We start from the raw sequence: 21,380 nt of genomic DNA, 5'->3' as shown, positions 1-21,380 counted from the left end.
CGCGGCCGGGGGGGGGGCGCCCGGGGCGCGCCCCCCGCCGGCCCGGGGGGGGGCGCGTCCACCCGGGCGCGCCCCCCCCCCCCCCCCCGCCGGCCCCCCCCCCCCCCCCCCCCCGCTTCTCGGGGGGATGACCGTCAGCCGGCCGCTATCTCCTCCTTGAGGGCCTGCAGGAACGCGTCGACGTCGTCCTCCGTGGTGTCGAAGGAGCACATCCAGCGCACGTCGCCCGCGGCCTCGTCCCAGAAGTAGAAGCGGAAGCGCTTCTGCAGCCGGACGCTGACCTCGTGCGGCAGCCGGGCGAAGACCGCGTTGGCCTGGACGGGGTAGAGGATCTCCACGCCGTCGACCTCCCGCACCCCGGCGGCGAGGCGCTGCGCCATCGCGTTGGAGTGCCGGGCGTTGCGCAGCCACAGGTCCTTCGCGAGCAGCGCCTCCAGCTGGACCGAGACGAAGCGCATCTTGGACGCGAGCTGCATGGACAGCTTGCGCAGGTGCTTCATGTGGCTGACCGCGTCCGGGTTCAGGACGACCACGGCCTCGCCGAAGAGCATGCCGTTCTTGGTGCCGCCGTAGGAGATGACGTCCACGCCGACCGCGTTGGTGAACGCCCGCATGGGGACGTCCAGGGACGCGGCGGCGTTGGCTATCCGGGCGCCGTCGAGGTGCACCTTCATGCCCTTGGCGTGCGCGTGCTCCACGATGGCCCGGATCTCGTCCACGGTGTAGACCGTGCCCAGCTCGGTGTTCTGGGTGATCGAGACGACCTGCGGCATGGCCCGGTGCTCGTCCTCCCAGCCCCAGGCCTGCCGGTCGATCAGCTCGGGGGTGAGCTTGCCGTCCGGGGTGGGCACGGTGAGCAGCTTGAGGCCGCCCATGCGCTCGGGGGCGCCGCCCTCGTCCACGTTGATGTGGGCGGACTCGGCGCAGATCACCGCGCCCCAGCGGTCGGTCAGCGCCTGGAGGGCGGTGACGTTCGCCCCGGTGCCGTTGAAGACCGGGAAGGCCTCCGCGGAGGGCCCGAAGTGGCTGTGCATGATCCGCTGGAGGTGCTCGGTGTAGTCGTCCTCGCCGTAGGCGATCTGATGACCGTCGTTGGCGAGCGCGATGGCCGCGAGGACCTCCGGGTGGGCCCCGGCGTAGTTGTCGCTGGCGAAGCCCCGGACCGACGGGTCGTGGTGACGACGCGCGTCGGTCCTCGGGGGCATCGCGGGGGTCACGGCTTGGGGGTCAGCCACAGACGCTGTCCATTCACTTCCTGGGCGGGCCGGTCCCAGACTCCGGCGATCTCCTCGGCCAGATCCTTGACGTCCGTGAAGCCCGCGAACTTCGCGTTCGGTCGCTCGGCGCGCATGGCGTCGTGGACCAGTGCCTTGATCACCAGGATGGCAGCCGCGGCCTTGGGGCCTTCCTCGCCCCCCTGCTTGCGGAAGTCGTCGCCGAGGGCGAGGGTCCAGGCCTCGGCCGCGGCCTTGGCGGCTGCGTAGGCCGCGTTGCCGGCGGTGGGCTTGGAGGCGCCCGCGGCGCTGACGAGGACGTAGCGGCCGCGGCCGCTGCGCATCAGCGGCTCCTGGAAGGCGAGCGTCGTGGACTGGACGGTGCGGATCAGCAGCCGCTCCAGGAAGCTCCAGTCGGCGAGGTCGGTCTCGGCGAAGGAGGAGCTGCCGCGCCAGCCGCCGACGAGGTGGACGAGGCCGTCGATCCGGCCGAACTCCTTCTCGGTCTTGTCGGCCCAGTCGCGCGCCGCGCCGAGGTCCAGGAGGTCGACCGTGTCCCCGACGACGGTGGCGCCGCCGTGGGCGTACCGGGCGGCGTCGACCGCCTCGGCCAGCCGGGCCGGATCCGCGTCCGAGGCGACGACGATCGCGCCGGCGTCGGCGAGTCGCATCAGCGTCGCCCGGCCGGCCGCGCCGGCCGCTCCCGCGACCGCGATGACGGCACCTTCCAGCGGTCCGCCGTTCCCGTTGCCGTTCATGGTCGTCGCCTCCTCCGTGACGTGGTTCACGCGGCAGCCTGCTCGGCCCGCGAAGCGTTCACGGCGGTGATGCCCTTGGTGGAGGCGATCACACCCTTGAGCTTCTTGGCCAGGGCCTCATAGAACATGCTGAGCGGAAACTCGTCCGGAAGCACGTCGTCGACGAGCTTGCGCGGCGGCTGCGTCAGGTCCAGGGCGTCGGGACCCTTGGCCCAGCGCGAGCCGGGGTGCGGGGCGAGGTAGGTGGAGACCAGCTCGTACGCCTTGAACCAGTGGACCAGCTTGGGGCGGTCGATGCCGTCGCGGTACAGCTTCTCGATCTCGGCGCAGAGCTGGTTGGTGACCTCGGGGGCACGCTGCCAGTCGATCTTGAGGGTGTTGTCGGTCCAGCGCACCACGTCGTGCTTGTGGAGGTACGCGAAGAGGAGCTGGCCGCCCAGACCGTCGTAGTTGCGGTTGCGGTCGCCGGTGACCGGGAAGCGGAACATCCGGTCGAAGAGGACGGCGTACTGCACGTCCCGGCCGTGCGCGTTGCCCTCGGCCTCCAGCTTCACGGCCTCCTTGAAGGCGGTGAGGTCGCAGCGCAGCTCCTCCAGGCCGTACATCCAGAACGGCTGGCGCTGCTTGATCATGAAGGGGTCGAAGGGCAGGTCGCCGTGGCTGTGGGTGCGGTCGTGGACCATGTCCCAGAGCACGAAGGCGGCCTCGCAGCGCTTCTGGTCCTCGACCATGGCGGCGATGTCCCCGGGCAGGTCGATGCCGAGGATGTCGACGGCGGCCTCGGTGACCTTGCGGAAGCGGGCGGCCTCGCGGTCGCAGAAGATGCCGCCCCAGCTGAAGCGCTCGGGGGCCTCGCGCACGGCGATGGTCTCGGGGAAGAGGACGGCCGAGTTGGTGTCGTACCCGGCGGTGAAGTCCTCGAAGGTGATGCCGCAGAAGAGCGGGTTGTCGTAGCGGGTGCGCTCCAGCTCGGAGAGCCACTCCGGCCAGACCATGCGCAGCACGACGGCTTCGAGGTTGCGGTCGGGGTTGCCGTTCTGCGTGTACATCGGGAAGAGCGCCAGGTGCTGGAGCCCGTCGACGCGGTCGGCGGCCGGCTGGAAGGCCAGCAGGGAGTCGAGGAAGTCGGGGACCTGGAAGCCGTCGGCGGCCCACGCGCGCAGGTCGGCGACGAGGGCGCGGTGGTACGCGGCGTCGTGCGGGAGCAGCGGGGAGAGCTGCTCGACCGCGGCGACGACGCGCTCGACGGTGGCCCCGGCCTGGGCGTGGGACGGCGCGTCCGCGGCGTCGAAGTCGATGGAGCCGTCCGCGCGCTGCCAGGGACGGATCTCCTCCACGGCCTTCTTGAGCTCGGGCCAGGCAGGGTGGTCGATCACCGGGGCGGAGGTGGATATCCCCCCACCGGTCACGTCCTGCACAAGAATTTCCGTCATTCCTCTTCCTCCACAGGAGAACCTCGCGTCAGGACACCGTATCCATCCGCGGCTTCTCCACACAAGGGGACCGGGATAAATTATCCTGCGCACCCCCCTGGTCACCGCTAATTTTCCTGCCGTACGGGGTTTAGGCGCGTGCATCGGTGGCAGAGGCGGGCGCGGCGGCACGGGCGCCGCAACCCCTCGCACGGTTCGCCCGCATACCCCGCGCGCGCGTGCTTCCCTCTTCGGTCCCACCGATTAGGCTGCGCCCCCACCGGGAGACCGGCGGGACCCGGGCCAGGACATCGACGGAAGCGAGAAGATCTTGAGTTTCCTCACCATCGGTCATCGCGGAGTCATGGGCGTCGAACCCGAGAACACCCTGCGTTCCTTCGTCCGCGCCGAGCAGGCCGGGATGGACGCCATCGAACTGGACCTGCACCTGAGCAAGGACGGCGCCCTCGTCGTCATGCACGACGCGGACGTCGGACGGACCACCGACGGCAGCGGCCCGATCGCCGAGCTGACCCTGGCGGAGCTGCGCGGCCTCGACGCCGGCAAGGGCGAGCGCGTGCCCGTCTTCGAGGAGGTCCTGGACGCGGTGCGCTCCCCCCTCCAGGCCGAGATCAAGGACGCGGCGGCCGCCCGGGCCCTCGCCGAGGTGATGGTGCGCCGGGCCCTGGCCGACCGGGTGGAGGTCCTCTCCTTCCACGACGAGGCCCTCGCGGAGATCTCCCGGCTGGTCCCCGGCGTGCGGACCGCTCTGGTGGCGGACCGCTGGGGCGCGGACGTCGTGGACCGGGCGAAGGCGGTCGGAGCCGCCGCCCTCGTGCTCAACATCCGCCACCTCACCCTGGAGACCGTGGAACGGGCCCACACGGAGGGGCTGCGCGTCATCGGCTGGGTGGTGAACACCCAGGAGCACCTGCGGCTGGTGCGGGCCCTGGAACTCGACGGCGCGACGACCGACTACCCGGAGATCCGCCGCACCGGCCGGTTCACGGCCTGAACGCCGGGGGCACCCACGGCCCCCGGGGCCGGCTCAGACCAGCGGCTTGACCAGGAGTTCGAACTGCAGGTCGTCGCGCTGCGGCAGGCCGAAGCGCTCGTCGCCGTACGGGAACGGCGTCATCCGTCCCGTACGGCGGTAGCCGCGCCGCTCGTACCAGGCGATCAGCTCCTCGCGCACCGAGATCACCGTCATGTGCATCTCCCGCACGCCCCAGACCTCGCGCACCCGGCGCTCCGCCTCGGCGATGATCCGACGGCCGAGGCCGGCGCCCTGCAGCTCGGGACGGACCGCGAACATGCCGAAGTAGGCCGCGTCGCCGCGGTGCTCGAGCTGGCAGCAGGCGACGACCTCGCCGTCGCGCTCCACGACCATCAGTCGGCTCCCCGGGGCGGTGATGACCGCCCGCACGCCATCCGCGTCGGTGCGCTGCCCCTCCAGGATGTCCGCCTCGGTGGTCCACCCGGTCCGGCTGGAGTCGCCGCGGTAGGCCGACTCGATGAGCGGTACGAGCACCGGGACGTCGTCCTCGACCGCGTCGCGGTAGCCGATCCGTCCGGTGTCCTGGGGCACGGCGGTGTCCATGGTCTGCGGTCTCCCCTCGGGGCGGTGAGCGATCGGTGGAGGCGATCGCCCCGAGCCTATCGGGCGGCGCACTCCCCCTCGTACACCCCCGCGCGCCTCTGCGCTCGCGTGTGCACCCGTGGCGACGGGCATGCAGCAGAGGACCGAACGGCGCCGTCGAAGGGGGAGGTGTGCCGTGCACGGACCGGCGTGGTCGGCCTGGCCGGCGTGGCTGTCGGTGGTGCTGTGCGGGGCGAGCGGGGTGTACTGCCTGCTGCGCACGCGCGGCCGTGCCGGACAGGAACGCAGGGCGGCGGGGGGCGAGGCCGTGATGGGCCTCGGGATGGCGGCGATGGCCCTGCCCGCGGCGGTGCTCACTCCCCCGGCCTGGAGCTGGGCGGTGTACGCCGGGGTGTTCGGCACCGCGGCGCTGCGCGCGCTGGTCGCGGCCCGGCGGGGCGGACACCACCTCCACCACCTCGTGGGCTCCTCGGCCATGGTCTACATGGCGGTGGTGATGGCCGCCCCGGGCGCGGGCGCACACGGGGGGCACGGGGGGCACGGAGCCGACGGCACGGGGGGTGTTCCGGTCCTGACGGGGCTGCTCCTCGCGTACTACACGGGGTACGTCCTGTGGTCCGGGGCGCGGCTGGTCCCGGGGACCCTCCCGGCCGCGGCGCTACCCGCCGGAGGGACGTCGGTGACCGTCCCGGCCGCAGGCGCGTCGGCGGCGGTCCCGGCCGTGCCGGCGCCGGTCGCCGCGGACGCCCGGCCGGAGTTCACCCGGGTGTGCCGGCTGTCGATGGCACTGGCGATGCTGGCGATGCTGCTGACGCTGTGAAACCGTGGCGTACGTCACTTGGCGCGCGAGGACATACCCCCGGGTGGCACCGCACTCATAGGCTGACGCCATGTTGGTCTCCCTCGCGCTGCTCGCGCTCGGCGTCCTGACCGCCGCCGTGGCCCCGCGGCTGCTGTCGCGGTCCGACTGGGCGGAGCGCGAGCCCGTGGTGGCGCTCTGGGTGTGGCAGTGCGTGGTCGCGGCGGTCCTGCTGAGCTTCGCGCTCTCCATGACGTTCAGCGCGGCGGCCGCCTGGCAGGCGGTCCGCGGACGGGTCTTCGCCCCGGCCCCGAGCGGAGTCCTGGAGGCGTACGAACTGGGCACGCACCAGCCCTGGTCGGGAGCGCTCGCCGTGGTCCTGGCCTGCGGCGGGCTGTGGACCGGCGCCATGCTCGGCCGCGAGATCGGCCGGGCCCGGGCCCGCCGGCGGCAGCGCCGTCGCGAACTGCTCGTCCGCTCCCCGCTGTTGCCCGGGGAGGAGCCCGGCGGCGAGCGGCTGGTGGTGCTGGAGGGCGAGCGGGCGGACGCCTGGTGGCTGTCGGGCGCCGCGCCGCAGCTGGTCATCACGACCGCCGCCCTGCGGCGGCTGAAGGGACGCCAGCTCGACGCCGTGCTCGCCCACGAGCAGGGACACGCCCGGGCGCGACACGACTGGCTGCGCCATTGTTCGGCCGCGCTGGCCGACGGCTTCCCCGGGATCCCGGTCTTCGCGGCCTTCCGGGACCAGATGCACCGGCTGGTGGAGCTGGCCGCCGACGACGTGGCCTCGCGCCGGTTCGGGCGGCTGACGATCGCGCTGGCACTGGTGGAACTGAACGAGGACCGCGGGGTGTTCGGGCCCGGGCAGGCGCAGGACGCCGATCTGCCGCACCGGGTGAACCGCCTCCTCACGGCCGCCCCGCGCTTCACGGCCGGGCGCAGGCTGCGGCTGACCGCCGCGGCGGCCCTGGTCCCCGTGGTCCCCGTCGTGGTGGCCTTCGTCCCCGCACTCAGGGCACTGGGCTGGTAGCGCCCACCGGAGTACTTCGCACGGCTCGGGGAAGATCGTGGCATGCGTTCCTCCGCCGTCGTCTCCGGTGCCCTGTCCGTGCTGCTGCTCGCCCTGGTGGCCTTCGGATGGCCCCCGCTGCTCGCCCTGGACCGGTCCGTGACGGACACGCTCCACGACAACGCCGTCGCCGAGCCCGGCCTCGTCCGGCTCAACCGGGTCCTGAGCGACTGGGTGTGGGACCCCCTCACGATGCGGGCGCTGATCGCCGCCGCCGTGGTGGTGCTCTGGTGGCGCCGCGAGCGCCGGCTCGCCCTGTGGCTCGTCGTGACGACCGCGCTGGCCGCGGCGGTGCAGCAGGGGCTGAAGGCGGCGGTCGGCCGGGAGCGCCCGAGCTGGACCGACCCGGTCGACACCGCCCACTTCGCCGCCTTCCCCTCCGGGCACGCCATGACGGCCATGGTGAGCTGCGGGCTGTTGCTCTGGGTGCTGGCGCTGCACTGGCGGGAGACCTGGCGGGGGTGGAGCCTCCTCACCGTGGCCGCCGTGGTGTCCGTGCTGGGCGTCGGGTCGACTCGCGTCTATCTCGGGGTGCACTGGCCGTCGGACGTGGTGGCGGGGTGGCTGCTCGGCTGGACCTTCGTCGCTGTGGCGATCGTCACGTACCGCGGAAAAGGGGCGGGCCGGGAGGGTCCGGGGCGTCCCGGGAGCGACCGGAGGAGAATGGGGGAAACGCACTGAAGCCGTCTGTCCTGGACGATCCCCCGCGTCGCCCAGAACAGACGGCAAACCCGCTGACCAGGCACGAAGGCGCGACAGCAGGATGCGCTGAGTATATTGGCTGCGAGCCAGTCAACGCAGGAGTCCAGCATGTCCCCGCGTAGCGCATCGGTCAATGAAGAGCTTCGGAGGCGTTCGCGCGAACGGCTTCTGCAAGCCACCGTGGAGCTGGTCTCCGAGCGGGGTTTCGAGGCCACCACGCTGGGCGACATCGCCGAGCGGGCCGGTTCGGCGCGCGGGCTGATCTCGTACTACTTCCCGGGCAAGCGCCACCTGCTGCAGTCGGCGGTGCACCGGTTGATGCATCTGACGCTGGAGGAGGCGCTGGAGCGCGAGCCGCGTACCGAGGACGGGCGGGAGCGGATGGCCCGGGCGATCGACGCGGTCCTGGGGCTGGCCGTGAGCCGCCCGGTGCTGATGCGGACGCACATGGCGGGCATCCTGCAGGCCGAGGGGTTCGTGCAGTGCGACGAGCAGCAGCGGCTCGCCTTCCTGCTGCGGGACACGGTCACGCGGTACGGCTCCCCGGACGTGGACACGGAGTATCCGCTGCTGCGGGCCCTGCTGATGGGCGCGGTGGTGGCGGTGCTGCTGCCCGGCGCGCCGATGCCGATGGCGCGGTTGCGGGCGGAGCTGTTCCAGCGGTACGGCCTGGACTGGGAGATGGGGATGCCGCCGGGCGGAGGTCCGCCCGACGGCATGCCGCACGACCGGTCCGGGGGGCCGGACCGGGTGCCCGGTCAGTCGTCGAAGTCGTCGGAGTAGTCCGGCTGGGTCTGGACGTTGAGCTCGTGCATCCGGACCCGCTTGGCGGCGTCGGTGCGCCGGTCGTCGAGCCGCAGGACGTCGAAGCCCTTCGCCATGTCGTTCGAGTAGATGTGGCCGTTGTAGTAGTACGCCGACCAGGTGCCGCCGCCGACCAGCGAGGTGGCCGAGAGGGGGCCGCGCTCGAAGAAGGCGATCTCCTTCGGCCTGCGCGAGTCGGTGAAGTCCCAGACGGAGACGCCGCCCTGGTACCACGACTGGACCATCAGGTCCTTGCCCTTGACCGGGATCAGCGAGCCGTTGTGCGCGACGCAGTTCTCGGTGTCGGCCTGGTGGCGCGGGATCTTGTAGTAGCTGCGGAAGACCAGCTCGCGCCGGTCGCCCTTGCCGACGATGTCGTAGATGCCGTTGGCGCCGCGGTTCGGGCCGACCTCCGCGTTGCAGGTGGCGGCGCCGCCGCCGCCCAGCTCGTCGGTGAAGACGACCTTGTTCGCCTTCTGGTTGAAGGTCGCCGAGTGCCAGAACGCGAAGTTGACGTTGTCCTGGACCTGGTCGATCACCCGCGGGCGCTCGGGGTCCTTGATGTCGAAGAGGATGCCGTCACCCATGCAGGCGCCCGCCGCGAGGTCCTTGGAGGGCAGGACGGTGATGTCGTGGCAGCCGGTGGTCTTGGAGACGCCCGGGTTGGTCGGGCCGCCGGGGTTGCCGCCGCCGTCCGGACCCTCGCCCGGGAAGAGGACGGGGAAGCCGACGATCGCGGCCTTCTCGGGCGCCTTGCGGGGCACCTTGATGACCGTGATGCCGTCGTGTGGGGGTTGGCAGTCCGGGAAGGCCGCGTTGGGCGAGTACGAGGAGACGTAGACGTAGACGTTCCTGCGCTCGGGCACCAGCGTGTGGGTGTGCGAGCCGCACGCGGTCTCGACGGCGGCGACGTACTTCGGGTTGCGGATGTCGCTGATGTCGAAGATCTTCATGCCCTCCCAGGAGGACTTCTCCGTGGCCGGCTGGGTGGTGCTGGCACAGGAGTCGTCGCTGCGGGAGGAGTCGGTGGAGAGGAAGAGGAGGTCGCCGGAGACGGAGACGTCGTTCTGCGAGCCGGGGCAGAGCACCTGGGCGACGGTCTTCGGGGCGGACGGCCGGCTGATGTCGAAGATCCGGAAACCGTCGTAGTTGCCGGCGAAGGCGTACTTCCCCTGGAAGGCCAGGTCCGAGTTGGTGCCCTTGAGCGCGTCCTTGGGGATGTTGGCGAGGTGCTTGATGTTGGCGGAGTGGACGATCTCGTCCACTCCGGGTATCTCGCCGCTCTGGATGGCGGCCCGGGCCTCGGCGGCCTGCTCCGCCGAGACGGTGCCCCGCACGGTGGCGTCACCCGGATCGGGCGTGGCGGCGGCGGGGCCGGCGGCGAGCAGGCCGACCAGCAGTCCGGCCGCGGCGGTGGCCACACCCAGACCTCTGATCCGTGCGCGCGGAGTACGCGTGGTACGCAACGAAGTCACTCCGTCCTCCCTTGTGTCCGTTCGCGGTTGAACGGTCGATGGACGTCGGCAGTATCGTCCTTGCCGTGCACATCTCAACAGATGGCAACACGGACGTCATCAAGGATTTTGATCGGCGACCGGATGAGGCGTGCGGTGAACGGGCGCTGGGAACGGTCTCCTCGGCGCCGCGCCCGCAGGCCGTGACGCCGTGATGCCGTGATGCCGGAAACCTTCTCGAAGCCTTTCTGGAGGTCGTCTTGTCGAACCGCCGTACGCGTGCAGCCGTCGCCGTCGCGCTGAGCGCCGTGATCGCGGGGGCGCTGACCGGCTGCGAGTCGGGCTCCGACCGGGAGGCTCCGCGCGGTCAGGGCTCCGGCTCGCCGGCGGTGGTGGCTCCCGGCAGACCGGGCGAGGAGGCGCGTCGGATATCCCCGGAGGAGGCGGCCCGGCTGCTGCCCGACGACAAGCCCAACTCCGCCGACTTCACGTATGCGCAGATGATGATCGTGCACCATCGGCAGGCGCTGACGATGACCGCCCTCGCCCCGCAGCGGGCCGATTCACCCCAGGTGAAGAAGGTGGCGGAACGGATCGCGGCGGCGCAGCGGCCGGAGATCGGCGCGATGGAAGGTTGGCTGAAAAACAACGGTGGCCCGCGTCCGCAGAAGGGGCACGACCACCACTCGATGCCGGGGATGGCGACCGAGGCGCAACTGGCCCAGCTGAAGAACGCCCGGGGGAAGGCGTTCGACGAGCTGTTCCTGCGGCTGATGATCACCCATCACGAGGGAGCGGTGTCGATGGCGGCCGAGGTGCTCGGCGAGGGCAACAACGTCCTCGTGGAGGAGATGGCAAGCGATGTGATCGCCCAGCAGACCGAGGAGATCAACCGGATGCGGTCCATGTAGGGCGATGCGGGCGGGGTGGGCCCAGGCGCGTGAGGGTGGCGCGGCACGGGCGCGGGGGCGGGCCCCGGCGCGTGAGGGTGGCGCGGCACGGGCGCGTGGACCTCCCGCGCGGGGGCCGGCGGTGGGATGCTGGAAGCCTCTCGGCGGGGGTCCCCGCGGCGGGAAGGAGTACGGCCGTGCTTCGAGTCGCTGTCGTCGGTTCCGGGCCCAGCGGGGTCTACACCGCCCAGGCGCTGGTCCAGCAGACCGCGGTCCCCGACGTGCGGGTGGACGTCCTGGACCGGCTGCCCTGCCCGTACGGCCTGGTGCGCTACGGCGTCGCACCGGACCACGAGAAGATCAAATCCCTGCAGCAGAACCTGCGGGCCGTGCTGGAGGACGAGCGCATCGGCTTCCTCGGCAATGTCGAGGTCGGCGCGCGCGGGCTGACACCGGCCCGCCTGCTGGAGCTGTACCACGCCGTCGTGTACTGCGTCGGCGCGGCGCGCGACCGGCGGCTCGGGGTGCCCGGCGAGGAGCTGGCGGGCAGCTTCTCGGCGACGGACTTCGTCTCCTGGTACAGCGCGCACCCCGATGCCGCGGCCGACGGCTTCGGGCTCGCCGGGCGCTCGGCGGTGGTGATCGGGGCCGGGAACGTGGCGGTGGACGTCGCCCGGATCCTGGCGCGCGGCCCGGACGGGCTGCGCGCCACCGATGTGCCGCAGGGCGCGCTGACGGCACTGGAGGCGAGCCGGGTGCGCCAGGTGCACATGGTGGGCCGGCGCGGCCCCGGGCAGGCCAAGTTCACGACGAAGGAGCTGCGCGAGCTGGGCGCGCTCCCCGGGGCCCGGATCCGGGTGGAACCGGCGGATCTGCGCTCGACCCCTCCTTCGCCGACCCCGCGGGTCTCGCTCCCGCGAACCGGCGGAACGTGGAGGTCGTCCGCGGCTGGGCGGCGGCGTCGCCCGTTCCGGCGGGGGCGCGCTCGCTCACCCTGCGGTTCTTCCTGCGGCCGGTGGAGTTGCTGGGCGAGGACGGCAGGGTGACGGCGGTCCGCTTCGAACGCACCGAGCCGGACGGCGACGGGGGCGTTCGGGGCACCGGCCGGTTCGAGGAGATCGAGGCGCAACTGGTGCTGCGGGCCGTCGGCTACCGAGGGGTACCGCTGCCCGGGCTGCCCTTCGACGACGCCCGGGGAACCGTGCCGCACACGGCGGGCCGGGTGCTGCGGCAGGGCGTGCCGTCGCCGGGCGAGTACGTGGCGGGGTGGATCAAGCGCGGGCCCACGGGGGTCATCGGCAGCAACCGGCGCTGCGCGAAGGAGACGGTGACCTCGCTGCTGGCGGACGCGGAAGGGCTGGCCGGGCGGGCGGTGGCGCCCGACCCGCTGACGGCGCTGCGCGACCTGGGCCACGAGCCGGTCGCCTGGCCCGGCTGGCTGACCATCGAGACCGCCGAGGCGGCCCTGGGCCGCTCGCTCGGCCGCGGCCGGGTCAAGATCGCGGACTGGGCGGGCCTGCGCGCCGCGGCCCGCCCGGACGCGGCCTGAACCCGCCCCGGCGGCGGTCCCGGCGGCGGGGCCTCCCGGACACGGTCCAGGGCGAAGCTCGCCTCAGGTCGCCGAGGGGCCGCCGAGACGGAGTTCCTGGCCCTCCGCGGCGGTGAGGACGCTGTCCAGGAGGCCGGGGAAGAGTGTGTCCAGATCGTCCCGGCGCAGGGCGTTGAGCTTGGCGGTGCCCCGGTAGATCTGCTGGATGACGCCGTTCTCGCGCAGCACCCGGAAGTGGTGCGTGGTCGTGGACTTGGTCACCGGGAGATCGAAGTACGAACAGCTCAGCTCCCCCTGCTCACGGGCCATGTCGCGCACGATCCGCAGCCGCACGGCGTCCGACAGGGCATGGAGCACGCCCTCCAGGCGGATCTCCTCGCGCGCGGGGTGGTCGAGGACCCGGGGGTTGGTCGCGGTGGTCACGGCGGCTCCTCTGCGTCGGGGTACGCCGACATTGTACGAGGACCCTCGTAGTTTGACAGATGCCGTACTACGATGAGTATCGTACGAGCATCCCGTCAGGCCCCCTGGATCGGAGTCGCCATGAGTGCCGCCCTGTTCAAGCCCTACACCCTCCGCTCGCTGACCATCCCCAACCGCGTCTGGATGGCGCCGATGTGCCAGTACTCGGCGCAGACGACCGGGCCGAACGCGGGCGTGGCACACGACTGGCACTTCGCGCACTACGCCTCTCGCGCCACCGGTGGTACGGGCCTGATCCTCGTCGAGGCGACCGCCGTGGCCCCCGAGGGCCGGATCAGCCCCGCCGACCTCGGCCTCTGGAACGACACGCAGGCCGAGGCGCTGGCCCGGATCGCCGCCTTCCTCAAGGACCACGGCACCGTCCCCGGTATCCAGATCGGTCACGCCGGCCGCAAGGCCGCCACCAACCCGCCCTGGGTGGGCCGCGGTCCGGTCGGCGAGGACGGACACGGCTGGCAGCCGCTCGCGCCGAGCCCCGTCGCGTTCGCCTACGGCTACCCCGTGCCCACCGAGCTCACGACCGAGCGGATCGACGAGATCGTCGGGCAGTTCGCCGACGCCGCCCGCCGCGCCCTCGCCGCCGGCTTCCAGGTCCTCGAGGTGCACGGCGCCCACGGCTACCTCATCGGCGAGTTCCTCTCCCCGCACAGCAACCACCGCACGGACGCCTACGGCGGCTCCTTCGAGAACCGCACCCGCCTCGCCCTGCGGGTGGTCGACGCCGTCCGGTCCGTCTGGCCCGAGGAACTGCCGCTCTTCTTCCGGATCTCCGCCACCGACTGGCTCGGGGAACAGGGCTGGACCGCGGACGAGACCGTCCGCTTCGCCGCCCTGCTGCGGGAGCACGGCGTGGACCTCCTCGACGTCTCCAGCGGCGGCAACGGCGGCCCGGCCGACATCCCGGTCGGCCCCGGCTACCAGGTGCCCTTCGCCGCCCGCGTGAAGGCCGAGACGGGGCTTCCGGTCGCCGCGGTGGGTCTGATCACGGACAGCGAGCAGGCCGAGAAGATCGTCGCCAACGGGGAGGCGGACGCCGTCCTGCTCGGGCGCGAGCTGCTGCGGGACGCCTCCTGGGCCCGCCGGGCGGCGCGCGAGCTGGGCGCCGAGACGCACGCGCCGGACCAGTACGCCTGGGCGATCTAAAACCGGCGGCGGCCGCGCACAGGCCTGGGCCGCCGCCGGCCGTACGTCGCCGCGCGCCGCTGACCGCTCGCCACTCGTCACGGAAGCCCGCCTCCGTGCGTCGGCCAGGCCCGCCTCCGTATGTCGCCGCCTCCGGGGCCGGACCCGGAACACGCCCCCGACCTGCGCAGACGCGGCTGCGGGAGCCACTGTCAGTGGTCGGGTGCAGACTGGCCCGTATCCGCGACAACGGCGTCCTGGAGGTGTCGGCCATGCCCGACGTAGTACTGACCGTAGGCACCCGCAAGGGTCTGTTCATCGGCCGCAGGCGCGCGGGCCGGTGGGAGTTCGGCGAACCCCACTTCAACGCGCAGGCGGTCTATTCGATCGGCATCGACACCCGCAGGGACACGCCCCGGCTGCTCGTCGGCGGGGTCAGCGAGCACTGGGGCCCCTCGGTGTTCCACTCCGACGACTTCGGAGCGACCTGGACGGAACCGTCGAAGCCGGCCGTCAAGTTCCCCCAGGACACCGGCGCTTCGCTGGAGCGGGTCTGGCAGTTGCATCCCGCGCCCGCCCACTCGCCGGACGTCGTCTACGCCGGGACGGAGCCCGCAGCCCTGTTCACCTCCGTCGACGGCGGGGAGTCGTTCGAGCTGGTGCGCCCCCTCTGGGAGCACCCGACCCGCTCGCGCTGGGTGCCGGGCGGCGGCGGCGAGGCCGTGCACACGATCGTCACGGACCGGCGCGACCCGGAGTCCGTGACCGTCGCGGTGTCGACCGCCGGGGTCTTCCGCACCCGGGACGGCGGCGCGAGCTGGGCGCCCGCCAACCACGGCGTCTCGGCGGTCTTCCTGCCCGACCCGGACCCGGAGTTCGGCCAGTGCGTCCACAAGATCGCCCAGGACGCGGGCGACCTGGACCGGCTGTACCTGCAGAACCACTGGGGGGTGTACCGCAGCGACGACGCGGGCGGGAAGTGGACGGACATCGGAGCCGGCCTGCCGTCCGACTTCGGCTTCACCGTCGCCGCCCACCCCCATCGGCCCGACGTGGCCTATGTGTTCCCCATCAACGCCGACATCGACCGCGTGCCCGCCGAGCGGCGCTGCCGGGTGTACCGCACCAGCGACGCCGGCGGCAGCTGGGAACCGCTCACCTCCGGCCTTCCGGAGGGCGATCACTACGGCACCGTGCTGCGCGACGCCCTGTGCACGGACGGCGCGGACCCGACGGGCGTCTACTTCGGCAACCGCAACGGCGAGGTGTACGCGAGCGCGGACGACGGGGACAGCTGGGAGCTGCTGGCCGAGCACCTGCCCGACGTGCTCTGCGTGCGGGCGGCGGTGATCGACTGAGTCGCGCGGGCCGGCCCGGCACGTGGTGATCGCCGGGGGGGGCGATCCCGTGCCGGGGCGGGGCGCTGCGCCAGTAGAGTGACGGCCGTGGCAGCACGACCGTTGAATGAGATCGTCGAGCCGGGGTGGGCGCACGCGCTCGCGCCCGTGGCCGAACGCGTCGCCGCGATGGGCGACTTCCTGCGACAGGAGATCGCCGCCGGGCGCACCTACCTTCCCTCCGGGGCCCACGTCCTCCGGGCGTTCCAGCAGCCGTTCGACGAGGTGCGGGTCCTCATCGTCGGCCAGGATCCCTACCCGACGCCGGGACACGCCGTCGGGCTGAGCTTCTCGGTGGCGCCGGACGTGCGGCCCCTGCCGCCCAGCCTGGAGAACATCTTCCGCGAGCTGAACACCGACCTGGGGCTTCCGCGCCCCTCGAACGGCGATCTGACGCCCTGGACCCGCCAGGGGGTGCTGCTGCTCAACCGGGCGCTCACCACGGCTCCGCGCAAGCCGGGCGCGCACCGGGACAAGGGCTGGGAGGCGGTCACCGAGCAGGCGATCCGGGCACTGGCCGCCCGTGGGAAGCCGCTGGTGTCCGTGCTGTGGGGGCGTGACGCGCGCAATCTGCGTCCGCTGCTCGGCAATCTGCCGGCCATCGAGTCCTCGCACCCCTCCCCCATGTCCGCGGACCGCGGCTTCTTCGGCTCCCGGCCGTTCAGCCGCACCAACGAACTGCTCCTGCGCCAGGGGGCGCAGGAGGTCGACTGGCGGCTTCCGTGACCCGGGGCGGTCGGCGCCGGTGACGGCCGGCGGCTGGGTCCTGGGCGTCGACTCGGGCGGGTCGGGGCTGCGGATCGCCCTGGCGCACGCCGGGGACGGCCGCGTGGTGGAGACGGTCTCCTCGGGCGAGCCGGTGCCGACCGGCCCGGCCGGGATCGAGGCCGCCGCCCTCCTGCGGCAGGTGCTGCCCGCCGTCGAGGCGATGCGGCTCAGCGCCGGGGCCGTCGACGCCCCGGCCGCCGTGGCGATCGGGGCGGCCGGGATGGCGACCCTCGGGGGCGAACTGCGGGCGGTGCTCCCCGGCGCCCTGGAGCGGGCCCTGGGGGTGCGGAGGCTGGCACTGGCCGCCGACGCCGTCACCGCCTATGCCGGGGCGCTGGGGCAGCGGCCCGGAGCCGTCGTCGCGGGTGGCACCGGGATGATCGCGCTCGGCACGGACCTGGTGTCCTGGCGCCGGGCCGACGGCTGGGGCCATCTGCTGGGCGACTGCGGCGGCGGCGCGTGGATCGGCCGGGCCGGCCTGGAGGCGGCGATGCGCGCCCACGACGGCCGGCGGGGCGGCTCCGGCGCGCTCCTGGCCGCCGCCGAGCAGCGCTTCGGGCCGGTCGGCGGGCTGCCCGGCGCGCTCTATCCGCGGACCGACCGGCCCGCCGTCCTGGCCTCGTTCGCTCCCGACGTGGCGGGCTGCGCCGTCGAGGGCGACCCGGTGGCGGCGGACGTCCTGGCCCGGGCCGCCGCGCACATCGCCGAGGCCGCTGCGGCGGTCTGCCCCACCGCCGGGGAGTGCGAAATCGCCCTGACGGGCGGGCTGTTCAAGCTGGGCGACCCCCTGCTCGTACCGCTGGCCGGCGAGTTGGCGGACCAACTCCCGTACGCCCGGCCGGTGTCGGCCGCCGAGGATCCGCTCGGCGGCGCCGTCGCGATCGCCGCGGCCCTCGCCCGCGGCTCGCTGCGGCTGCCGGGAGACCCCCGACTGCTCCATCTCGGCCCCCCGGAGGTGTCCGGCGGATCGGGGTCGGACACGACGTAAGGAGCGGTTCGGACATACAGGGGCAGATAACGCTCGACCGCACCTCACCGAACTGCGCCGCGGGCAAAACCAGTAGCATGCGGGCGCATGAGCTCCCCCACTGGGCCTGCTTCCGGCCTGCCTGTACGAATGCCGCGACCCCGCCAGACCGGACGGCACCGTCGCCCCGAACCCGCGGCGGCGCCCGAGGGCGCTCCCGCACTCGTCCTCGCCGTCCCCGGCACGCCGTCGGCCGCCATACGCTCGCTCGCCGACGAGGTCGTGAGCATCGCCCGTTCCGAGCTGCCCGGCCTGGAGGCCGCGATCGGCTACCTCGACGGTGACGACGACGAGTACCCCACCCTGGCGACCGTCCTGGCACGGACCTCCGCCGTGCGCACCGACCGGTACCGGCTCGCCCTGGCCGCCGGCCGTGAGGTCAGCGCCCCCGAAGGCCCGGCCGCCATCGTGGTCCCGCTGCTCGCCGGCCCGGACAGCGCCCTGATGCGCCGGATTCGCCAGGCCGTCATGGACAGCGGCAACGTCGCCGAGCTGACGGACGTCCTCGGCCCGCACCCGCTGCTCGCCGAGGCGCTGCACGTGCGCCTGTCGGAGGCCGGTCTGGCGCGCGCCGACCGGGCCCGGCTGTTCACGGTCGCCACGGCCGCCGACGGCATCGTCCTCGCCACGGTCGGCGGTGAGGAGGCGGTCCAGGCCGCCGGCATCACCGGCATGCTGCTCGCGGCACGCCTGGCCGTCCCGGTGATCGCCGCCGCGCTGGACCAGGAGGGTTCGATCACCGCGGTCGCCGAGCAGCTGCGCGGCTCGGGCTCGGAGCAGCTGGCGCTCGCGCCGTACCTGATCGGCCCGGAGCTGGCCGACGGTCTGCTCGACGCCGCCGCGAAGGAGGCGGGCTGCGCCGCCGCCGAGCCGCTGGGCGCGTACCCGGCCATCGGCAAGCTGGTGCTCTCGCAGTACACGGCCGTGCTGGGGATCGCTCCGCAGCAGCCGCAGGGCGCCCCTGCCCTCTGACCCCGCGCGGTGACGCGGGCACGGGCCCAGAAGCGTACGGAAGGGTCCGCACCGGACACGCAGGTGGCCGGTGCGGGCCCTTCCGTGCGTCGCAGGGCGGCCCCGGCGCGTCCGACAGGCGCTCGGCGTGCGGAGCCGGGTGCGCGGCGCTCACCGGCCACGGGCGCGGCAGACGACTTTCGGCAGCCCGACCGTGTCCGACCGGGGGCGCCGCCCAGCCCGGGACCCGTCGGGGTCCCGGACGCCGGCCCGGGCGGGTTCAGCCGAAGATCACGCAGGAGGCGGCGGGGGCGGCGAGGGAGCCCGCCCGGCGCGGGACGCCGGTCTCCTCGTCGAGGTCGAACCAGGTGACGTCGCCGGAGCGCTCGTTCGCCGCGTACAGCCGTCGGCCCGAGGGGTCCAGGGCGAGGTCGCGCGGCCAGTGGCCCCCGCAGGGGACCGTGGTGACCAGGGTGGCGTTCTCGCCGCTCCGGCCGAGGGCGAGGACGGCGAGGGAGTCGTCGCCGCGCACGGCGGCCCACAGGAAGCGGCCGTCGGGCGCCACGACGACTTCGGAGGGGTAGCTGGGCCGGGCGGCGCCCTCGGGCAGGACCGGTGTCTCGGCGAGCGGCCGGAGGACTCCCGCGTCGGCGTCCCAGCGGCACACGGTGAGGGTCGGTTCGAGTTCGTTGAGGACGTAGGCGTACGTCCCGTCCGGGTGGAAGGCCAGGTGGCGGGGGCCGGTGCCGGGGCGCAGGGCGGTCTCGCCGTGCGGGCGCAGGGCGCCCCCGGCGCCGTCGAGGGCGTGGACGTGGACGGAGTCGGTGCCGAGGTCCACGGCCACCACCCAGCGTCCGCTCGGGTCGGGCAGCACGTGGTGGGCGTGCGGGGCGCTCTGGCGGTCGGTGACGGGGCCGGAGCCCTCGTGCCGGGCGAGCGCGGCGACGGGGCGGAGCGTGCCGTCCTCGGCCAGCGGCAGCGCGCCGACGCTGCCGGAGCCGTAGTGGGCGGTGAGGAGGTGCCCGGAGGCGACCGAGAGATGGGTGGGGCTCGCGCCGCCGACGGCCACGGGGGCGCCAGGGGGCGCGGTGCCGCGCCGGTGACGTCGAAGGCGGCCGCGGCACCCTCCTCGGTCTCGGAGACGGCGTAGAGGGTGGTCCCGGAGGGGGCGAGGGCGAGGAACGACGGGTCGGCGACCGCGTCGCTCGCGCCGGTGACGGTCAGGGCTCCGGTGGCGGGGTCCACGTCGGCGGTGAGGATGCCGCGGCCTCCGGCCGAGGTGAAGGACCCGATGAAGGCCCGTACGGGCTCGCGACGCGGCCGTTCCTCCCCCGCGCCGCCGTGCTCCGGTCGCGCGCCGGACCGACCGGCCCGCGTGCTGTCCTGACCCGCGTCCGTGCCGGCCTGATCCGCCCGCGTGCTGTCCTGACCCGCGTCCGTGCCGGCCTGATCCGCCCGCGTGCTGTCCTGACCCGCGTCCGCGTCGCGCACGGCGCCTCCCCTGTCCGCCGGCCGGTCACGGTTGGCCGGCCGTAGTCCCGGCAGACGGTAGCAGCGGTCTAGACCAAGTGGGATCAACGGGAGCGGGTTCCGGCCTGGTGTCCCGTGCATCAGGGAGGGCCCGGAGGTCAGGCCGCCGGGACGAGGGGTGCGCCGGGGGCGGTGCGCAGTGGGGTGGCCAGGTCGACGAGGGCCCGCTCCAGGCTGTGGAGGTGCACGAGGGCGGCCTCGGCGCCGGGGTGGTGGTGCGGCACGGCGTCGGCGTCGGCGTCGGCGGCCGGGTCCGCGGGGCGGCGGGGCGGGACCAGGGCGTGGACGGCCGCCTCGACGCGCCAGGAGGCGGCGGCCAGCCGGGCGTCGTGCGAGGCGTCGGGGTCGGCGGCGACCGCCGCGAGCCCCTTGATCTCGCGGGCGCAGTCGTCGAGCAGGGCGAGCACCCGGCGGGCGCGGGCCTTGCGGGCGCGCAGCGGGCTGAGCGGGTGCACGAGCGGCGCGAGCGAGAGGCGGACCCGGCCGAGCAGCAGCTCCAGCTCGGCGGCGTGCGGTGCCGGGTCGGCCTCCGGGTCGCCGGCCAGGCGCCGGGCGGCGGCCGTGGTGCAGGCGTGCACGCAGGTGACGGCCCGCTCGATCCAGGCGTTGGTGGCCGCGTGGGTGGTGACGGGCAGCAGGGCGACGCCGACGGCCGCGCCGAGCGCCCCGACGGCGGTCTCCTCGAAGCGGAGCAGCAGCAGGCCGGGGTGCAGCACGCCGAGCAGGCCGTAGAGCAGGCCGGCCATGACGGTGACGAAGAACATCATCCAGCTGTACGAGAGCGGGGCGGTGTAGAAGATGCCGAAGACGCAGACGGCGACCAGGGCGGCGGTCGGGGCGGGCGCGCCGGCGAGCGGGATCGCCACGAGGAGTCCGGCGGCGATGCCGGTGACCGTGCCGACGACCCGGCGGAAGCCGCGGACCAGGGTCTCGCCGCGCGAGGCGGTGTTGACGAAGATCCACCAGGCGGTGCCGACGGCCCAGTACCACCGCTCGTGCGAGATGACCTGTCCGGCGGCGAGCGCCACGGCGCAGGCGACGGTGGCCTGGAAGGCCTGCCGGGTGGTGGGGCGGGCGAGGCCGGTGCCCGGGAGCGGGGCAGGGGCGGCGGGGGGCGGGACGCGCCGCTCGATGCACCAGGCGACGTGGCGGACCGCACCGCAGACGACGAGGGCCAGGCCGATGGCCGCGTACAGCTCCGGCAGTTGCGCGGGCACCGCGTGCAGGAACTGGGTGACGAAGAACATCATGAAGGCGAAGATGCCGAGCGCGTGGCCGCGCGGGCCCCAGCGGCGGGCGTACACACCGGCGAAGACGACGAGCAGCCAGGCGGTGTCGCGCAGGAGCGGCGCCCCGTGCAGTGCGGTGGCCAGCGCGAGGACGGGGAAGCCGACGGCGGGCAGCAGGGCGGTGGTGGCGGCCTGGCGCCGGACGGTGGGGTCGCCGACGGTGAAGAGCGCGAGCAGCGCGGCGAGGCCGCCGGTGAGGGAGGCGGTGAGGGAGAGGCCGGCCAGTTCGGCCGCGGCGACGGAGAGCGCGACGCCGAGGACGGCGCGCGAGGAGACGCGCAGCCGGACCCGGCCCGGATCGGGGGCCAGGAACATCTGCCGGGCGAGCCGGCGGCAGGCCGCCCGGCCCTTCTTCACGACGGTGACCCCGCCCCCTCTGTCTTCCACACACCCTCTTCGCGTGATCTCGTGCCCCGGCCTGCTCGTGGCGGCCCGCCGGACATGGGAAAGGCGCCGCGGGTCCGGCACCGGCCTCGTCGCCGGTGCGGCGCGTGCGCGGCGCCATCTGTACGTCTGTACCCCGAGGAAAACACCTGATCACCCACTGGCTCAACTCGGCGGC

Annotated in this window: 19 protein-coding genes and 2 pseudogenes; 13 read left to right on the top strand and 8 right to left on the bottom strand. The window is 73.8% G+C overall.

What is annotated here, in order from left to right:
• Positions 1-134: 134 nt before the first annotated feature.
• Genes ACZ6RC_RS16135 through ACZ6RC_RS16125 form a run of 3 tightly spaced genes read right to left on the bottom strand, consistent with a single transcriptional unit; the run spans position 135 to position 3,405 of the window.
• The gene (locus ACZ6RC_RS16135) at positions 135-1,205 is read right to left on the bottom strand and encodes a threonine aldolase family protein (RefSeq protein WP_469584316.1); all 1,071 of its coding nucleotides are present in this window, start codon (positions 1,203-1,205) and stop codon (positions 135-137) included.
• 8 nt (positions 1,206-1,213) lie between these two features.
• A complete protein-coding gene (locus ACZ6RC_RS16130; protein ID WP_469584313.1) occupies positions 1,214-1,972 on the bottom strand; it encodes an SDR family NAD(P)-dependent oxidoreductase in 759 nt (252 codons plus the stop codon).
• Positions 1,973-1,998: 26 nt separating this feature from the next.
• Positions 1,999-3,405 carry a DUF6421 family protein gene (locus ACZ6RC_RS16125; RefSeq protein WP_469583251.1) on the bottom strand — a complete coding sequence of 469 codons (1,407 nt, stop codon included), beginning with the start codon at positions 3,403-3,405 and terminating at the stop codon, positions 1,999-2,001.
• A gap of 310 nt (positions 3,406-3,715) precedes the next feature.
• Between ACZ6RC_RS16125 and ACZ6RC_RS16120 the strand changes: the two genes are divergently transcribed.
• Positions 3,716-4,399, top strand: coding sequence for a glycerophosphodiester phosphodiesterase (locus ACZ6RC_RS16120; RefSeq protein WP_391138055.1), 684 nt, complete (start codon positions 3,716-3,718; stop codon positions 4,397-4,399).
• Positions 4,400-4,432: 33 nt separating this feature from the next.
• On the opposite strand, the gene ACZ6RC_RS16115 is transcribed toward ACZ6RC_RS16120, so the two are convergent.
• Complete coding sequence (locus tag ACZ6RC_RS16115; protein ID WP_469583247.1) at positions 4,433-4,984, bottom strand: GNAT family N-acetyltransferase; 552 nt, start codon at positions 4,982-4,984, stop codon at positions 4,433-4,435.
• A gap of 175 nt (positions 4,985-5,159) precedes the next feature.
• Between ACZ6RC_RS16115 and ACZ6RC_RS16110 the strand changes: the two genes are divergently transcribed.
• The 4 genes from ACZ6RC_RS16110 (at position 5,160) to ACZ6RC_RS16095 (ending at position 8,337) form a co-directional block, all read left to right on the top strand.
• Positions 5,160-5,804: a DUF5134 domain-containing protein gene (locus tag ACZ6RC_RS16110; protein ID WP_469583245.1), complete on the top strand. Its 645-nt coding sequence runs from the start codon at positions 5,160-5,162 to the stop codon at positions 5,802-5,804.
• A 70-nt stretch (positions 5,805-5,874) separates the two neighbouring features.
• Positions 5,875-6,813 carry a M56 family metallopeptidase gene (locus ACZ6RC_RS16105; RefSeq protein ID WP_391138068.1) on the top strand — a complete coding sequence of 313 codons (939 nt, stop codon included), beginning with the start codon at positions 5,875-5,877 and terminating at the stop codon, positions 6,811-6,813.
• Positions 6,814-6,855: 42 nt separating this feature from the next.
• The gene (locus tag ACZ6RC_RS16100) at positions 6,856-7,533 is read left to right on the top strand and encodes a phosphatase PAP2 family protein (protein WP_469583242.1); all 678 of its coding nucleotides are present in this window, start codon (positions 6,856-6,858) and stop codon (positions 7,531-7,533) included.
• A 129-nt stretch (positions 7,534-7,662) separates the two neighbouring features.
• Complete coding sequence (locus tag ACZ6RC_RS16095; RefSeq protein WP_469583239.1) at positions 7,663-8,337, top strand: TetR/AcrR family transcriptional regulator; 675 nt, start codon at positions 7,663-7,665, stop codon at positions 8,335-8,337.
• On the opposite strand, the gene ACZ6RC_RS16090 is transcribed toward ACZ6RC_RS16095, so the two are convergent.
• Entirely contained in the window at positions 8,313-9,833 is a 1,521-nt protein-coding gene (locus ACZ6RC_RS16090; RefSeq protein ID WP_391138076.1) for an LVIVD repeat-containing protein, read from the bottom strand. The two genes, ACZ6RC_RS16095 and ACZ6RC_RS16090, sit on opposite strands and share 25 nt — an antisense overlap.
• Positions 9,834-9,871: 38 nt before the next feature.
• On the opposite strand from ACZ6RC_RS16090, the gene ACZ6RC_RS16085 reads away from it, so the two are divergent.
• The 3 genes and pseudogenes from ACZ6RC_RS16085 (at position 9,872) to ACZ6RC_RS16075 (ending at position 12,251) form a co-directional block, all read left to right on the top strand.
• Positions 9,872-10,027, top strand: a complete 156-nt coding sequence (locus tag ACZ6RC_RS16085; RefSeq protein WP_469583234.1) for a hypothetical protein — start codon at positions 9,872-9,874, stop codon at positions 10,025-10,027.
• Positions 10,028-10,072: 45 nt separating this feature from the next.
• The gene (locus ACZ6RC_RS16080) at positions 10,073-10,723 is read left to right on the top strand and encodes a DUF305 domain-containing protein (RefSeq protein ID WP_469583231.1); all 651 of its coding nucleotides are present in this window, start codon (positions 10,073-10,075) and stop codon (positions 10,721-10,723) included.
• 176 nt (positions 10,724-10,899) lie between these two features.
• Positions 10,900-12,251 (top strand): annotated as a pseudogene (locus ACZ6RC_RS16075) (FAD-dependent oxidoreductase).
• Positions 12,252-12,314: 63 nt separating this feature from the next.
• Here the strand turns inward: ACZ6RC_RS16075 and ACZ6RC_RS16070 are convergent.
• Positions 12,315-12,674 carry an ArsR/SmtB family transcription factor gene (locus ACZ6RC_RS16070; protein WP_469583228.1) on the bottom strand — a complete coding sequence of 120 codons (360 nt, stop codon included), beginning with the start codon at positions 12,672-12,674 and terminating at the stop codon, positions 12,315-12,317.
• A gap of 120 nt (positions 12,675-12,794) precedes the next feature.
• On the opposite strand from ACZ6RC_RS16070, the gene ACZ6RC_RS16065 reads away from it, so the two are divergent.
• The 5 genes from ACZ6RC_RS16065 to ACZ6RC_RS16045 all read left to right on the top strand — a co-directional run bounded on the left by ACZ6RC_RS16065 (position 12,795) and on the right by ACZ6RC_RS16045 (position 18,020).
• Entirely contained in the window at positions 12,795-13,877 is a 1,083-nt protein-coding gene (locus tag ACZ6RC_RS16065; RefSeq protein ID WP_469583225.1) for an NADH:flavin oxidoreductase/NADH oxidase, read from the top strand.
• Between the two features lie 251 nt (positions 13,878-14,128).
• Positions 14,129-15,214: a WD40/YVTN/BNR-like repeat-containing protein gene (locus tag ACZ6RC_RS16060; protein WP_391138091.1), complete on the top strand. Its 1,086-nt coding sequence runs from the start codon at positions 14,129-14,131 to the stop codon at positions 15,212-15,214.
• Positions 15,215-15,301: 87 nt separating this feature from the next.
• On the top strand, positions 15,302-15,979 hold the full coding sequence (locus ACZ6RC_RS16055; RefSeq protein ID WP_391138094.1) for a uracil-DNA glycosylase: 678 nt from the start codon (positions 15,302-15,304) through the stop codon (positions 15,977-15,979).
• A gap of 19 nt (positions 15,980-15,998) precedes the next feature.
• Complete coding sequence (locus ACZ6RC_RS16050; protein WP_469583219.1) at positions 15,999-17,009, top strand: N-acetylglucosamine kinase; 1,011 nt, start codon at positions 15,999-16,001, stop codon at positions 17,007-17,009.
• 87 nt (positions 17,010-17,096) lie between these two features.
• A complete protein-coding gene (locus tag ACZ6RC_RS16045; RefSeq protein WP_469583217.1) occupies positions 17,097-18,020 on the top strand; it encodes a sirohydrochlorin chelatase in 924 nt (307 codons plus the stop codon).
• Positions 18,021-18,279: 259 nt separating this feature from the next.
• Here the strand turns inward: ACZ6RC_RS16045 and ACZ6RC_RS16040 are convergent.
• A pseudogene (locus tag ACZ6RC_RS16040) lies at positions 18,280-19,292 on the bottom strand (lactonase family protein).
• A 335-nt stretch (positions 19,293-19,627) separates the two neighbouring features.
• A complete protein-coding gene (locus tag ACZ6RC_RS16035; RefSeq protein ID WP_469584310.1) occupies positions 19,628-21,133 on the bottom strand; it encodes an FUSC family protein in 1,506 nt (501 codons plus the stop codon).
• Between the last annotated feature and the right edge of the window lie 247 nt (positions 21,134-21,380).

The organism is Streptomyces sp. NPDC048353, assembly GCF_055587165.1.
This window is presented reverse-complemented; position numbering and strand designations above follow the sequence as displayed.